This is a genomic window from Pseudomonas sp. Leaf15 (genome assembly GCF_001421425.1).
In the GTDB taxonomy this organism is placed as follows: domain Bacteria; phylum Pseudomonadota; class Gammaproteobacteria; order Pseudomonadales; family Pseudomonadaceae; genus Aquipseudomonas; species Aquipseudomonas salomonii.
On the sequence record NZ_LMKI01000001.1, the window covers coordinates 97,489 to 111,782 of the forward strand.

The 14,294-nt window shown below is 60.7% G+C and carries 14 protein-coding genes; 6 read left to right on the forward strand and 8 right to left on the reverse strand.

Annotated elements, in window-relative coordinates; genetic code table 11:
- Nucleotides 1-95: 95 nt before the first annotated feature.
- The 3 genes from ASE80_RS00525 to ASE80_RS00535 all read right to left on the reverse strand — a co-directional run bounded on the left by ASE80_RS00525 (nucleotide 96) and on the right by ASE80_RS00535 (nucleotide 2,105).
- Nucleotides 96-1,067 carry a L,D-transpeptidase family protein gene (locus ASE80_RS00525; protein WP_056857193.1) on the reverse strand — a complete coding sequence of 324 codons (972 nt, stop codon included), beginning with the start codon at nucleotides 1,065-1,067 and terminating at the stop codon, nucleotides 96-98.
- 83 nt (nucleotides 1,068-1,150) lie between these two features.
- Nucleotides 1,151-1,441 carry a hypothetical protein gene (locus tag ASE80_RS00530; RefSeq protein ID WP_017136142.1) on the reverse strand — a complete coding sequence of 97 codons (291 nt, stop codon included), beginning with the start codon at nucleotides 1,439-1,441 and terminating at the stop codon, nucleotides 1,151-1,153.
- A 58-nt stretch (nucleotides 1,442-1,499) separates the two neighbouring features.
- Nucleotides 1,500-2,105 carry an arylesterase gene (locus ASE80_RS00535; protein ID WP_056857194.1) on the reverse strand — a complete coding sequence of 202 codons (606 nt, stop codon included), beginning with the start codon at nucleotides 2,103-2,105 and terminating at the stop codon, nucleotides 1,500-1,502.
- Nucleotides 2,106-2,115: 10 nt separating this feature from the next.
- Here ASE80_RS00535 and ASE80_RS00540 point away from each other — a divergent pair, with 10 nt between their 5' ends.
- Both ASE80_RS00540 and ASE80_RS00545 read left to right on the forward strand, forming a co-directional pair.
- Nucleotides 2,116-2,799 (forward strand): ABC transporter ATP-binding protein, encoded by a 684-nt coding sequence (locus ASE80_RS00540; protein ID WP_056857195.1) that lies wholly within the window; start codon nucleotides 2,116-2,118, stop codon nucleotides 2,797-2,799.
- Nucleotides 2,799-5,309 carry an ABC transporter permease gene (locus ASE80_RS00545; RefSeq protein ID WP_056857196.1) on the forward strand — a complete coding sequence of 837 codons (2,511 nt, stop codon included), beginning with the start codon at nucleotides 2,799-2,801 and terminating at the stop codon, nucleotides 5,307-5,309. Before ASE80_RS00540 ends, ASE80_RS00545 begins: the two co-directional genes overlap by 1 nt.
- A 43-nt stretch (nucleotides 5,310-5,352) precedes the next feature.
- Here the strand turns inward: ASE80_RS00545 and greB are convergent, their stop codons facing one another.
- Both greB and ASE80_RS00555 read right to left on the reverse strand, forming a co-directional pair.
- Complete coding sequence (gene greB / locus ASE80_RS00550; RefSeq protein ID WP_056857197.1) at nucleotides 5,353-5,826, reverse strand: transcription elongation factor GreB; 474 nt, start codon at nucleotides 5,824-5,826, stop codon at nucleotides 5,353-5,355.
- 126 nt (nucleotides 5,827-5,952) lie between these two features.
- A complete protein-coding gene (locus tag ASE80_RS00555; protein WP_056857198.1) occupies nucleotides 5,953-7,011 on the reverse strand; it encodes a hypothetical protein in 1,059 nt (352 codons plus the stop codon).
- Nucleotides 7,012-7,249: 238 nt separating this feature from the next.
- Between ASE80_RS00555 and ASE80_RS00560 the strand changes: the two genes are divergently transcribed.
- The 3 genes from ASE80_RS00560 to ASE80_RS00570 are packed head-to-tail and all read left to right on the forward strand — an operon-like array spanning nucleotide 7,250 to nucleotide 10,635.
- Nucleotides 7,250-8,176, forward strand: a complete 927-nt coding sequence (locus ASE80_RS00560) for an ABC transporter ATP-binding protein (protein WP_056857635.1) — start codon at nucleotides 7,250-7,252, stop codon at nucleotides 8,174-8,176.
- Nucleotides 8,173-8,898 (forward strand): ABC transporter permease, encoded by a 726-nt coding sequence (locus ASE80_RS00565; protein WP_056857199.1) that lies wholly within the window; start codon nucleotides 8,173-8,175, stop codon nucleotides 8,896-8,898. Before ASE80_RS00560 ends, ASE80_RS00565 begins: the two co-directional genes overlap by 4 nt.
- A 15-nt stretch (nucleotides 8,899-8,913) precedes the next feature.
- Entirely contained in the window at nucleotides 8,914-10,635 is a 1,722-nt protein-coding gene (locus ASE80_RS00570) for a Gldg family protein (protein WP_056857200.1), read from the forward strand.
- Between the two features lie 7 nt (nucleotides 10,636-10,642).
- Here ASE80_RS00570 and ASE80_RS00575 read toward each other — a convergent pair whose 3' ends face one another.
- From ASE80_RS00575 to ASE80_RS00585, 3 genes are all read right to left on the reverse strand, one after another.
- On the reverse strand, nucleotides 10,643-10,951 hold the full coding sequence (locus ASE80_RS00575) for a hypothetical protein (protein WP_056857201.1): 309 nt from the start codon (nucleotides 10,949-10,951) through the stop codon (nucleotides 10,643-10,645).
- Between the two features lie 260 nt (nucleotides 10,952-11,211).
- Nucleotides 11,212-11,646 (reverse strand): DoxX family protein, encoded by a 435-nt coding sequence (locus ASE80_RS00580; protein WP_056857202.1) that lies wholly within the window; start codon nucleotides 11,644-11,646, stop codon nucleotides 11,212-11,214.
- Between the two features lie 103 nt (nucleotides 11,647-11,749).
- On the reverse strand, nucleotides 11,750-13,171 hold the full coding sequence (locus ASE80_RS00585; protein ID WP_056857203.1) for a transglycosylase SLT domain-containing protein: 1,422 nt from the start codon (nucleotides 13,169-13,171) through the stop codon (nucleotides 11,750-11,752).
- A 236-nt stretch (nucleotides 13,172-13,407) separates the two neighbouring features.
- Here ASE80_RS00585 and ASE80_RS00590 point away from each other — a divergent pair, with 236 nt between their 5' ends.
- Nucleotides 13,408-14,214: a TatD family hydrolase gene (locus ASE80_RS00590; RefSeq protein ID WP_056857204.1), complete on the forward strand. Its 807-nt coding sequence runs from the start codon at nucleotides 13,408-13,410 to the stop codon at nucleotides 14,212-14,214.
- The last annotated feature ends 80 nt before the right edge of the window (nucleotides 14,215-14,294 follow it).

The window sequence follows — 14,294 nt, forward strand, 5'->3', positions numbered from 1 at the left end:
TCGGCTTTTTTATTGCCCGGCATTCAGCCCTGAATCCGGCGCAATAAAAAGCCCGCCGCAGCGCAAGGCCTTGGCGGGCTTGTGATCCAACAGGCTTATTGCTGCAGATCGACCGGCGTACTGGACACCACCGGTGTGCTGGCACCCGGTACCCCAATCTCGGTAGGCAGGCCGTCTTCGGCGGCCACTACGTCACGCACCTGATCCCAATTGACGCGCAAATTGTTGGCCAGGTCTTCGCGCTTGAGCAGGGCATTGATGACGGCGGTGTGCTTGTCGACCACCGAAGGCGTGCCATCGTCGTTCAACGGCGTATGCGCTTCAAGGTAGACCTTGCCGCCACTGCTGCCGAACTTGTAGGCATCGTTGATGATGCGCACCGATGTGCCGACCGGCACCATGTCGGCCATCTCCAGCACGTTATTGTTGAACATGCGGAAGCAGCCGTGGCTTGTACGCGTGCCGATACCAAATTTCATGTTCGAACCGTGGATCAGGTAACCCGGCGTGCCCAAGGTGAACTTGAACGGCCCCAGTGGGTTATCCGGCCCGGCCGGCACCACATTGGGCAGCGGGTCGCCATTGGCGGCGTGCTCGGCCTTGATCGAGGCCGGCGGGGTCCAGGTCGGGTTGGGGATCTTGCCGGTGATGGTGGTGTGCGCGACCGGCGAACCCCAGCCCTCACGGCCAATGCCCAACGGGAAGGTGTACACCACGTTCTGGCCCTTGGGATAGTAATAGAGCCGGTATTCCGCCAGGTTGATCACGATGCCTTCGCGCGGGCCGGGTGGCAGGATAAACCGCGTAGGCAGCACGATCTCGGTGCCCGCGCCTGGCAACCAGGCATCCACACCGGGGTTGGCCGCGACCATTTCCGAATAGCCCAGGTCATAGGTGGTGCCGAGGTCGGCGAAGGTGTCTTCGTACTTGGCCTTGATCACCTGGACCTGACCGACGATGTCTTCACCCGGCGGCGGCAAGGGCAACTGCAAGGCTGACGCCGAACCGGCTGCACACAGGGCAGCAAGAGACAGGCAGCAGGTAACGACGGAAAGGCGCGACAACATCCGGAAAATCCTTCGCAGAACGACGGGTAGGAAAACACTGATTGTATACGTGAAGCGCGATCCAGGCATCACCCTGCCCGCGGCTACTCGAAGCGCAGCTCCGGCCAGATCAGCGGCGTGCCACGCTTTTGCGATTCGAGAATCGCCCGGCACAGCGGGCACAGGCGCTGGTCCTGAAAAATAGCACGATCCACCGATGACCAGCGTGGTTGCGCCGGCAATAACGTGCCGCAGAGCGTGCGGTCGATCGAGCCACCCAACTCCAGCTGACGTGCGACCAGATGCACCCGGACTTCCTGGCAGGCGAACAGATCCAGCTGCTCGTCAGGCTCGATCAGTTGGTAGTTGAACAGGGACCAGGCAGGGCGCGACATCGGGGGCTCCAGATCGGGGGGGCGCCACCTTAGCCGAAAGCCTGCCGGTAGAAAAGCGTCATAGCAGCGGTTTTAGCGTCGGCCAGACATTTTCCAGCAACTTGCCCTGTGCACCGACTGCCGGGTGAAGCTGATCGGCCTGCATCAACTCGGGATGACCGCCCACGCCTTCAAGGAAAAACGGCACCAGCGGGATGTTTTTTTCCTTGGCCAAGGCACCGTAAACCTCGGCAAATGCCGTGGTGTATTTGGGGCCGTAATTAGGTGGCAACTGCATACCCAGCAACAGCACCTTGGCGCCCTTGGCCCTGGACTGCTCAATCATCGACGCAAGATTTTGTTTCAATTGCGCTGGCGGCTGGCCACGCAGGCCATCATTGCCGCCCAACTCGAGAATCACCACATCCGGTTTATGCTCTGCAAGCGCCGCCGGCAGCCGCGCCAGGCCTCCGGCACTGGTGTCGCCACTGATGGAGGCATTGACCACTTTATCGTCGAAACCTTCGCTCTTGAGCCGTTGTCCCAGCAACGCTACCCACCCTTTGCTGGTATCCAGCCCGAAACCGGCACTGATACTATCGCCAACGATCAGGACTGTACCCGCCGCTGCGTTCTGGGCCATGCACATCAAGGCCAGGCCAGCACTCAAAAACCACATTCGCATCGGATTCTCCATGGGCGCAAGCATTCTCACCGCGCGGAACCTTAGCAAAGTGGTTCCCAGCGCGGAAGGTGAACTGACTATCCTGCACGAACTGAGCCTGGAACTGAACAAGGGCGATAGCCTGGCTATCGTCGGCAGCTCCGGTTCCGGCAAATCCACCCTCCTCGGCCTGCTGGCCGGCCTCGATCTGCCCAGCAGCGGTGAAGTCACCCTGGCCGGGCAAGCCTTGAGCACCCTCGACGAAGACCAGCGCGCACGCATACGCGCCGAGCACGTGGGGTTTGTCTTCCAGTCATTCCAACTGCTCGACAGCCTCAACGCGCTGGAAAACGTCATGTTGCCGCTGGAACTGGACGGCCGCAAAGACGCCCGCGAACGCGCCACCCACCTGCTGGACCGGGTGGGCCTGGGCCAACGCCTGACCCACTCGCCGCGCCAGCTTTCCGGTGGGGAGCAACAGCGTGTCGCCATCGCCCGGGCCTTCGCTGCCGAACCGGATGTGCTGTTTGCCGATGAACCCACCGGCAACCTCGACAGCCACACCGGCGAGCGCATCAGCGACCTGCTGTTCGAACTCAACAAAGAAAGCGGCACGACCCTGGTGCTGGTCACCCACGACGAGCGCCTGGCCCACCGTTGCCGACGCCTGATCCGCCTTGAAGCCGGCCTGATGGTCGCGCCCCTGGAGCCTTGATGGCACGTTTGCCGCTGTTGCGCCTGTTCAGCCTTGCCCTGCGTCAATTGTTGCGCGACGCCCGCGCCGGCGAATTGCGCGTGTTGTTTTTCGCCCTGCTGGTGGCGGTCACGGCCAGCACCGCCATCGGCTACTTCGGTGCACGCCTGAACGGCGCCATGCTGTTGCGGGCCACCGAATTCCTCGGTGCCGACCTGGTGCTCGAAGGCAGCTCGCCGGCCCGCCCCGAGCAAATCAGGTCAGGCACAGAGCTGGGCCTGGATCACGCGCGCATTGTTGAGTTCTCCAGCGTTATCGCGACCGATAATGGCATCCAGCTCTCCAGCATCAAGGCGGTCAACGAGCAGTACCCGTTGCGCGGCGAACTCAAGAGCGCCACTGAGCCCTTCGGCGCAGAAACCGCAGGAGGCGGCCCCAAACCCGGCGAAGCCTGGGTAGAGGCCCGGCTGCTGACCGCGCTGGACCTCAAAGTCGGCGACAGCATCGACGTGGGCATGAAAACCCTGCGCCTGACCCATATCCTGACCTACGAGCCCGACCGCGCCGGTAACTTCTACAGCCTCACGCCGCGCGTGATGATCAACCTCGCCGACCTGGATGCCACCGGCGTGGTGCAACCCGGCAGCCGCGTGAGCTACCGCGAACTGTGGCGTGCGCCCCAGGGCAGCACGGCGCTGCAAACCTATCGCGACCTGGTCAAGCCGGGCCTTGCCGCCAACCAGCGCTTGCAGGATTCGCGTGACGGCAACCAGCAGATCGGTGGCGCCCTGGGCAAGGCCGAGCGTTACCTGAACATGGCCAGCCTGGTGGCAGTGCTGCTGGCCGGCGTGGCCGTGGCGCTGTCGGCCAACCGCTTCGCCAGCCGCCGTTTCGACGCCAGTGCGCTGCTGCGCTGCCTTGGCTTGTCACGCCGCGAAACGATGCTGCTGTTCAGCCTGCAATTAAGCGTACTGGGCCTGCTGGCCAGCCTCACCGGCGCCGTGCTCGGCTGGCTGGCGCAATTTGGCCTGTTCTATTTCCTGCATGACTTGCTGCCGGCCGACGTGCCGCCCGGCGGGCTGCTGCCGGCAGTGGCGGGCATCGGCACCGGGCTGGTCGCCCTCGCCGGCTTCGCATTGCCGCCGCTGGCAGCGTTGGGCCGGGTGCCGCCGCTGCGGGTATTACGACGCGACATGCTGCCGATCCCCTCCAGCACCTGGATGGTCTATGGCGCCGCGCTGTTCGCCCTCGGCCTGATCATGTGGCGCCTGAGCCTCGACCTGGTACTGACCTTCGCATTGCTCGGCGGTGGCGTGATGGCGGCGCTGATTCTGGGTGGTTTGCTGTTGTTGTTATTGCAAAGCCTGCGTCGCTTGCTGGCCCGTGCGTCCCTGCCCTGGCGCCTGGGCCTGGGCCAGTTGCTGCGCCATCCATTGGCAGCGGCCGGGCAGTCCCTGGCGTTTGGCTTGATCCTGTTGTCCATGGGTTTGATCGCCCTGCTGCGCGGCGAATTGCTCGACACCTGGCAAAACCAGCTGCCCAAGGACGCCCCCAACTATTTCGCCCTGAACATCCTGCCGGCCGACAAAGACGCCTTTGGCGCCCGCCTGCTGGAGTTGCAAGCGCAAGCGGCGCCGCTGTACCCGGTGGTGCCGGGCCGCTTGATCAGCATCAACGGCGAGCCGGTGCAGGAGATTGTCAGCAAGGATTCCAGTGGTGACCGCGCCGTGCAGCGCGACCTGAGCCTGACCTGGGCGGCCGACCTGCCACCGGGCAACCTCCTCACCGCAGGCGCTTGGTGGTCACAGCAACCGGGCGATGGCATGCCAGGGGTGTCGGTAGAAGCCAAGGTCGCTGAAAGCCTGAAGCTGAAGCTCGATGATCATCTGGTGTTCACCGTCGGTGGCGAGAACCGCGAAGCACGGGTGACGAGCCTGCGGACCATTAACTGGGACAACTTCCAGCCCAACTTCTTCATGATCTTCCAGCCGGGCACCTTGAAGGACCTGCCCGCCACTTACCTGACCAGCTTCTACCTGGCACCGGGGCATGACCAGCAGATCGTCGACCTGTCCCGGGCCTTCCCGGCCGTCACCATCCTGCAGGTCGAAGCCTTGCTGGAGCAGTTGCGCAGCATCCTCGCCCAGGTGACTCTCGCGGTGGAGTACGTGTTGCTGTTTGTGCTGGCGGCGGGCATGGCCGTGTTGTTTTCGGGCCTGCAGGCCACCCTGGATGAGCGGATTCGCCAAGGCGCGCTATTGCGTGCCCTAGGGGCCGAGCGCAAGTTGCTGGTCAAGGCGCGGCGCATCGAGTTCGGCTTGCTCGGCGCGGTCAGTGGCCTGCTGGCGGCCCTGGGCACCGAGTTGGTGACCTGGGTGCTGTACCGCTACGCCTTTGACCTGGCCTGGCATCCGCATGCGTGGCTGCTGCTGCTGCCAGTGATCGGCGCCGTGCTCATCGGTGGCGCCGGCGTCTTCGGCACACGGCGCGCGCTGAATGCCAGCCCGTTGACGGTATTGCGCGAAGGTTGAAACCAGCGGTGGCCGGCACGCCCGACGGCGTGCCGGCCAGCGTTTATTTCACATACTCGATACCGGTAATCCACCAGCACACTTCGCCGGTCGGCGTCTGCACCATGGCCTCATCGTCGACTTCCTTGCGCAGCAGCGCCCGGGCCATCGGCGAGTCGATGGAGATGTAATCCATGCGCTCATAAATTTCGTCATAGCCGACGATCCGAAAACGCTTGGTCTCGCCCTGCTCATTTTCGATATCGACCCAGGCGCCGAAGAACACCTTGCCCTCCTGCTCGGGCATGTACTCCACCACGCGCATGTCTTCCAGGCGCTTGCGCAGGTAACGCACCCGCCGATCAATCTCGCGCAGCAGTTTCTTGTTGTACTGGTAATCCGCGTTCTCGCTGCGATCTCCGAGAGACGCCGCCCAGGTCACCTTGCGCGTAGTATCCGGGCGTTTTTCACGCCACAGGTAATCCAGCTCTTTTTTCAGCGCCTCATGACCTTCTTTGGTAATCAGCTTGGTACTCAAACGCGTGCATCCCCAGACAATGTCCAATGGTGCCGATACGCCAAGGCATCATGCCCTGGCGCCGGCCGGCTGGGGTTGATGATAAATGAACCCTGAAAAGTAGCCAGACCGCAGAACACATCAGCTTCAAGCCTGGCCATCCAGGGTTTGATCCAGTTCCAGAAGCACACTCTGCAGGCGCTGGCGTATTCCCGCCACCTGCGACAGCGCCAGCGTCAACTTCTCAGCCTTCTGGCCAACCTCAACGGTTCGCGCCTGCAACTGCGTAGCCTGTTGCTGCAACGCCTGGCTCTTTTCGTCCAGTTCACCCTGTTCCTGCTCGAGTCGTGCCTGCCACTGCATCAGCATTTCTTCGCGCTCGTTCACCGCGAGTTGCTGTTGCGACAGCTCTTGGGCCACTTTGGCCAGGCTGGTCAACGTGCTGTCTACCTCAACCATCGAGGCATGCTCCATCTTGGCCGCAGGCGGGCGCGTTGCAGGCGCTGCCGGTTCAACCTGAGCAGGTGGCGCAGTGCGTTCAACGGGCGCCGGTTCTGGCTCAGGTTTTGGTTCTGGCTCAGGTTCTGGCGCTGGCTCAGGAGCTGGCACATGAGCTATCGCGACAGGGGCCTCCAAGGGTTGAGCCTGGGCCGGCTCCGACGCCGGCGGCTCGGCAGGCCTGGCGGAATGCGTCGCCCTGGGCGGCGAGATCATCTGCGACGAAAAACGAATCGAGGGCACGATCAACGAAGCACTTTCGATGGCCGGCAGTACCGGCGCAGACATGCCCAGAGTGATGACCTTCATGACCAACGCCTTCTTGATGATCATCGAATGATGGTCCTCAGGCCTGGCGGGCGGCAACTTGCAGCCTTTCAAATCAATAAAATGAAAAGGGACTGCGGATTCGATAACGGTGCCGTTCTTGGTGCCCGAAGCGGCGGCCGCCATGAGGATTTGCTTGAACACTTGCATGGCAACTTGCAGGTCTTCCTTGGACTCGACCCCGCCGAGGAAGTATCGGTCGAGTTTCTTGCGTAGCGCCGCGATGTAGACCCTGGAGTTACCAGGCTCAGTTTCTTCATCCAGGCTGTAGACCAGAAAGTTGGAATCGGTCTGAGCAACGGCAAACCCACAAAGCAGTGCACCGTTGACCGGCGTGTCCTGACCGCTGCGTTCAAGAACAAGCGTGCGAAGAAGCATCATGATATTCAGGCCTTATTGCGAAAGAGTAAACCTTATATAAGCGCCAGATAAATACCCGGCCATTAACTAACCTCGGAACAACGCAATTGTTTCAGCAAGTTATCTAATTCGGCGTAGGACTTATCTGATAAACATGTCCCCTTGTTCCCAAGTCCAATGATTAAACGTATCTTTCTCGGCGCTTACCGTGCATGACGGTACAAGTTCCTACGCCTCGCAAAACTTATTCGGTAAAAAGATGCTCGAGATAAGCAGCCTGACAAAGCGTTTGGGTAAAAGAAACGTCATCACTAATCTCTCGTTCAGTGCTCAACGCCAGGAATGTATAGGCGTATTCGGGGAGAGTGGCGCGGGCAAAACCACCCTGTTGAATGTGATCTCCGGTTTGGCCAGCCCCTCTGCCGGGCATGTCATTGTCGAAGGCTTTGATACCCAGGCACATCCTCAGCAAGCGCGAAGAGCCTTGGGCTATCAGCTCCAGGGCGGCGTTAGCCATCCCACGATGTCGGTCAAAGGCCTGCTCAACTTCATTGCCGCCGTACGCGGCTTCAGCGGTGCAGAAAAACGCAGCCGGGTCGATCGAGCCGCCATGCGCCTGGAATTGTCACGCGTACTCGATACACCGATCGACACGCTTTCCATCGGCTTGAAGCGCAGAGTCGCCATCGCCCAGGCGATCCTGCACACCCCCGGCCTGCTGCTGCTGGATGAACCGGCTGAGGGGTTGGCGCCGGATGAATTGCTCAAGTTCAAGACCCTTGTCCAGTCGCTGACCGAAGACATGGCGGTCATGATCGCCTCCCGGCATTGTGACAACCTGTCCAGCCTCTGCACGCGCGCCTTGGTCATTGCTGCCGGGCACCTGGTGGCAGACACGCCGCTGCCCGACTTGCAGCGCAACTCCAGGCACTACCGAGCCGTCACGCTGGCTGCAGAGACACCGCTGGATTTACTCGCCCTCGCCGTATTACCCGGCGTGGCAGGCATAGAAGAAGACCGGCATGCACCCGGCACCGTGACCGTTCTGGCCATGCCCGGTCACACCATCTACCCGCATATAAATGCACTTATCGCCAGCCGTGGCTGGAATATAACCTCATTGAATCTGGAGCCAGGGCGCCTGAACGAAGTTGTTCACCACCTGAGCCACGAGGCCACCCTGTGAAACTGCTGCCTGTTATTTTCAAGCGTCAACTGGCCAGTTACGCCGGTACCCCCAGCACTTACCTGAGTGTTGCGGCGTTTCTGGTGCTGTGCGCAACACTGGGGTTGTACACAAGCGATTGGCTGGAACACGACAGCGGCGATCTGCAGGTGTTTTTCCAATTGCACCCCTGGCTCTATCTGCTGCTGATTCCCATGTTGTCGACACAACTGTGGGCGGACGAACAGCAGACCGGCATGCGCGACATGATGAAAACCCTGCCTATCACGAGCGCAGAACGGGTCATCGGAAAATTTCTGGCCGCGTGGGTCGTGTGCGGCATCGCATTGTTGTGCACTTTTCCGACAGTGATCCTCGCCAACTACCTGGGCACAGCCGACAACGGTGTTATTACCTCACAGTTTCTTGCCAGTTGGTTGTTGGCGGGCGCCTATCTTTCTGTCGGATGTTTTACATCTGCCCTTACCCAACAACGCCTGGTTGTTTTCCTGGTGACGGTGGTGTTGTTACTGGCAGCCAGCGGACTTTCATGGGTGCTGGATGCCCTTGAGCATCAGGCGCCAATCTGGGTCATAGACAGCCTGATCTCGATCAACCCGATTTCGCGATTCGGCGCTGTCGACAACGGCAAACTGACACTGCACGACAGTTTGTACTTCCTTAGCATGATCCTTGCCTTTCTCTCGGCAACGACTGTCACGCTCAATTACAAAACCAGTTGAGAAGGAAAGCCAGCGATGCGTTCCACTCTGAGTACAGGTATGACACTGCTGGTCATACTGTTGCTTTTTCTCGCGTTCAACCTGGCCTGGGTCGGTAAACTTCCGAATCTCCGCTGGGACTTTTCACAACAGAAAATCCACACTTTATCGCCACCGGCGCGGCAACTGCTCGCCGCACTGGAACACCCACTGGATTTGTATTACTTCAACTCCAGCAATGACCCGAGAAGAAGCCAGGCAATTAACCGCTACGGCGAACGAGTTGCAGATTTACTAAAGGAATTCGAAAAAGCCTCACAAGGGATGATTAACCTACATGTTATTGATCCGACACCTTATTCAGAAGATGCCTACAAAGCCGGCCTGTTCGGTCTGGACGACAAGCAAGGCTTCCTTGGCCTCATCGGCACCCGCGCCGGCCAGGCCGCACAACGTATCGACGTGCTGCGCCTGGATGACGAGCCTTTGCTTGAGTACGAAATCAGCCATCTGATTTCCCAACTGATGCACCCCGAGCCACCCACCGTCGGCGTACTGAGCGGGCTGGCATTGAACGTGGCTGGCGAACAGATGTTGGCGCAAATGCATCAGCATTTCGACCTGGTGGGCCTGGCATCAACCACCCCGACGGTACCCGAATCGATCAAAACGCTGATGGTGGTGCACCCGCGCGCGCTGCCCGAACAGACCCTGTATGCAATTGAACAGTTTGTATTGAGGGGCGGCAAACTGATGATCTTCGTTGACCCGGTGAGCGAGGCAGAAGCAAACGCCAAGCCGGCAAGCACAAAGCTCGACGGGCTACTGGCGGCATGGGGCATACAGATGCCGGCGGACAAACTGCTGATCGATCACACCTTCGGCTCAGGCGCACCCACGGTAGTGCATCCGGCCAAGCTGAACCTGCCACGGCAAGCGATGGCAGCGAATGACGTGAGTGCCTGGAAAGTGGATACCGTGGTGGTATCAAGCAGCGGCGCACTTTCGCGCGTCAGGAAAAGCCGCACCACCCTCGTGCCCCTGCTGCAAAGCTCCAGCCGCTCGGCCCTGCTGGACGCTGGCCGCTTCGCCGCCACGCCTGCAACCGCCTTGCTCGCCGAAGAGATGCCGACGGCCGGGCAACGCCAGGTGATCGCTGCGCGCCTGGAAGGCCCTGCCTACTCCGCCTTTCCAGAGGGTATTGACGGACAGCCTGCCGGTCTGCAAAAGGCTGCGCAAATCGAGGTGGTAGTGGTGGCCGACACGGACTTGCTGATGGACGCTGTGATCAACTCCGCGCCCAACCACAACGTGATGTTTGTCCTGAACACATTGGATAATCTCGCGGCCCCCCATGCGCTCGCAAACATTGAACCGCGTGTGAGGCTCAGCCATTCCCCCAGCACTCTGGAGCGCCTGCGCGAAGTAGCCGCGCAGGCTTATGCGCAAAAGGCCGGGGAGCTGCAAAGTCGGCTTGAGCATACCGAGCAGGAATGGCAACGCTTGAACCCACCGAGTATGGGCTTCGGCACCCGCGCGGTGGACACCAATATCCAGTTGCAGGCGCTCAACAAGGAACGCCTGCGGCTGCCCATGGAGTTGCAGGCACTCAAGGTCGAGGCGTATGCATCGGTGCATCGAGCGGAACGCAACCTCACGTTGCTGATGATTGGCGCAGTACCGCTGCCGTTATGCCTGATCGCCTGGGCCGTGTACCTCTACCACCGGCGACGCCGATCGGCGATTGTCGTTCACTGATCAGCCGTCAACGACGTGCAATCAACCCTTGCCGGGCGATGCGCGTCAGTTGGCGGATCACCTCCTCGGCATCGCCCGCACTGGGCGCCTGGATAACGGCAAGATCAAAGCTGTTGCTGGCAAATCGTGCCAGGGAATCGCCATCTTCCACAAACTGGATCAGAAACGCTGAAGGGCGCCCTGTGCGGCGCGGCCAGCCGTCGAGGTACCGCAACAAGGTCGGCTGATGCTTGCCACCCAGCAGGATCTTGGGGTTGCGTTGAGTCAGGTCCGCAGTGATCGGGGCCAGGCGTATGAGGGGGCGTAGTGCATTCATCGTGTCGTGTCTCTGCCTCAAAAGTCTGCGGGCAGGTGAGAGGCAACACCGAACCAGCGCTTTAGCGGTATTTCGAAACCTGACTCGTGATGAGTGCATGCTTCTGTCGGGCTGCATTGAGTCCCAGTGGCGCCCCGCAATTAGCTGTTTAAATCGGCGCATGAGCAGCATCCTAGAGAAGCCTGTAGGGCGCTGTCAAGAATCCCGAGCAATGAAAAAGCCCGCTCATGGCGGGCTTTTTCAGGGGGTTGCGCGACTGATCAGTGGGCGATGGCACGGTCGACGGACAGTTTGCCGGCGCCTTCGAACAACACCGCCAGCGCACCGCCGAGCAAGGCCAAGGCGAACTCATAACCGTTGTTGGCCATGAACAGGCCGTTATGGATATGCACCGAGAAGATCGCCACCAGCGACAGGAAGGCCAGGCCCAACGCCGCCGGGCGCGCCAGCAAGCCGATGATCAAGGCCAGCCCGGCGAAGAACTCCGTACCGCCGGACAACACCGCCATCAGCGTGCCTGGGGTCAGGCCGAGGCTTTCCATGTACTGCGCAGTACCGGCCAAACCGCCGCCGCCAAACCAGCCAAACAGCTTTTGCGAACCGTGGGCGGCGAAAACGATGCCGACAAAAATTCGCAGGATGGTCAGGCCGTAACCGGCGCGAGTGGACAGAATGCGAGTGATCAGTGGGCTCATGGTGAGAATCCTTTTCAAAGTAGGGGTTGGTTGGCCGCTATATTAATCGGATCAGACAATGATAAAAGCGCAAAAATCGCCTAATACTTATCGATAAAACCGATTATTTTCGTGAGGCAATTTTTGGCGCCGAGGGCTCCAGGGAGTCACGCTCCCGATCAAACGCCAAGTAATACTTGTTCACGCTATTAACATAGCTGACGCCGCCCATTCCCACCTGCTCCATGGCAATACGCTCGACCTGGAAGAACCACTGATTGGGGTTCAAGCCCCTCCGGCGAGCCTCTGCACGCATACCCTGGACCCGCTCCGGCCCCATGTTATAAGCCGCCAGCACAAAGGCCATGCGCTCGCGCTCGTTGAGTTTGGGGCTGGCGAAGAACTTGCGGCGGATCATCGCCAGGTAGCGCGCACCGGCCTGCACATTGCTGTCCAGGCTCTCGATATTGTTCACCCCCACCCGCTGGGCCGCCGATGGCGTGATTTGCATCAGGCCGGTAGGCCCGCCGCTGTTGCGCGCGCCAGGGTCCAGGGCGGATTCCTTGAATGCCAGCGCGGCCAGGTTCAGCCAGTCCATGCCCTGCTCACGGGCGTGCTTTTGCAGCACCGGACGCAGTTTCTCCAGGCGCTGCCGGTCGGCGCGGGCCAGCGGATTGCGCACCTGGTAGAGACGTCGATAAATACGCTGGAACGCCACGTCCTGGTCGGACGGCGTGCGATAAGTCTTGAGAAAGCGATCGATACTGGCCCGCAGCATCGAGGCATCCTGGCGCACAAACCAGTATTCATCACCCGGTGCGCTGATGACCACCTGCCGATCAAAACGTAACTTGGGCAGGATTTTCGACCAGCGCTCGGCAATCGGTTTTTCAACGATGGTGAGGTGGAAGATCCCGGCCTGGACCATCTCCAATACGTCCTCGACGGCCAGCGTCGGGTCCACCCACTCCACCTTCACGGGCGGGCGCTTGTGCAGCGCCAGTTGCTGGTTGACCTGACTGATCGCATCCGCCGCCGCACTGCCGGTGGTCAACGCCAGGGTGCGCCCGGACAATTGCTCCAGCTTGGTAAACCGCCGCTCACCCTTCACGCCCACCAGCCATAGCGGCACACCACTGGCAATCGGGTCGCTGGTGCTGATCTTGTGCGTGGCCTTCACATCGAGCAATTCACCCGGCGCCACCAGGTCGCCTTCGCCACGGGCCAACGCGCCGAGCAATTGGTCCTTGGCCTTGGGAATGATCTTGAGGTTGATGGCTTCTCCATCCCGGGCGTGGCCGTTCAGGTATTGCTCGAAGGCTCGCAGGCGATGGTATTCGACCCCGATGGCCTGGCCCTGGACCTCACCGGAACTGTTACGGCTCTGGTTGACCAGCACACGCAGGGTGCGGCTGGAGCGGATCTGCGCCAAATCACGGACCTTGCCGGGCTTGGTCACCTCCAGCGGCCCGTCGAGACGCGCGACCGCCGCCGTGGGCAGCAGTAACGTGAGGCACAACATAAGCAACGCCGAGGGTCGGATCATCCGCTCTCCGGAAAGAATACTGGCCAGCCCTCTCGTGAAAGACGAGAAGCTGGAGGTCAGAAACAGAGCGCTTCAAGCGCTGGCAAGGCACGCAACGGTGGCGTCGGGGCAGGCAGTCAGCCAACCACAATGTCACTTGCGACGTTCAAAGACAGCTATAACGCGTTGTAGTTCTTAGTTTTTCTTATAAATCTACAGCTCTGATATGCTTTCCGGCCGCAGGCGGAGCTAGCACCATGCAACTCATTGATATCGGCGTCAACCTGACCAACCCCAGTTTCGACGAGAGGCACCAGGCCGTTCTCGACCGAGCCTACGCCGCCGGCGTGCAACAATTGGTGCTCACCGGCACCAGCGTCGACGGCAGCGAACAGGCTCTGGAACTGTGCGTAAAACTCGATGACAGCGGCCAACGCCTGTTCAGCACCGCCGGCATTCACCCGCACTCGGCCAGTGACTGGAACGGCGACAGCGCCCAGCGTTTGCGCGGGTTGCTCAACGAAAGCCGCGTGCGTGCGGTGGGCGAATGCGGGCTGGACTTCAACCGGGACTTTTCCCCGCGCCCGCAGCAGGAAAAAGTCCTCGAAGAGCACCTGGCACTGGCGGTCGAGCTGAAACTGCCGGTGTTCCTGCACGAACGTGACGCCAACCAGCGCCTGCTGGAGATTCTCAAGGATTACCGCGATCACCTGACCGCCGCCGTGGTGCATTGCTTTACTGGCGAGCAACAGGCGCTGTTCAGCTACCTCGACCTCGACTTGCATATCGGCATCACCGGCTGGATCTGCGACGAGCGCCGTGGCACACACCTGCATCCACTGGTCAGGGAAATTCCCCGTGGCCGCCTGATGCTGGAAAGCGATGCGCCGTACTTGCTACCGCGCACCCTGCGGCCGAAGCCGAAAAATGGCCGCAATGAACCGGCTTATTTGCCCGAAGTGCTGCGTGAAGTGGCCCTGCATCGCAATGAAACGCCGGAAGACCTGGCCGAGCACAGCACCGCCTGCTCCCGTGCGTTTTTTGGGCTGCCCCCAGTGGATTGATGCGGCGCATTGACCCATGTCAAAAACGCTTTCCTGAGTAGCGGCACAATAATGGCACCTTGCCAATGCTGTTTCCGCTA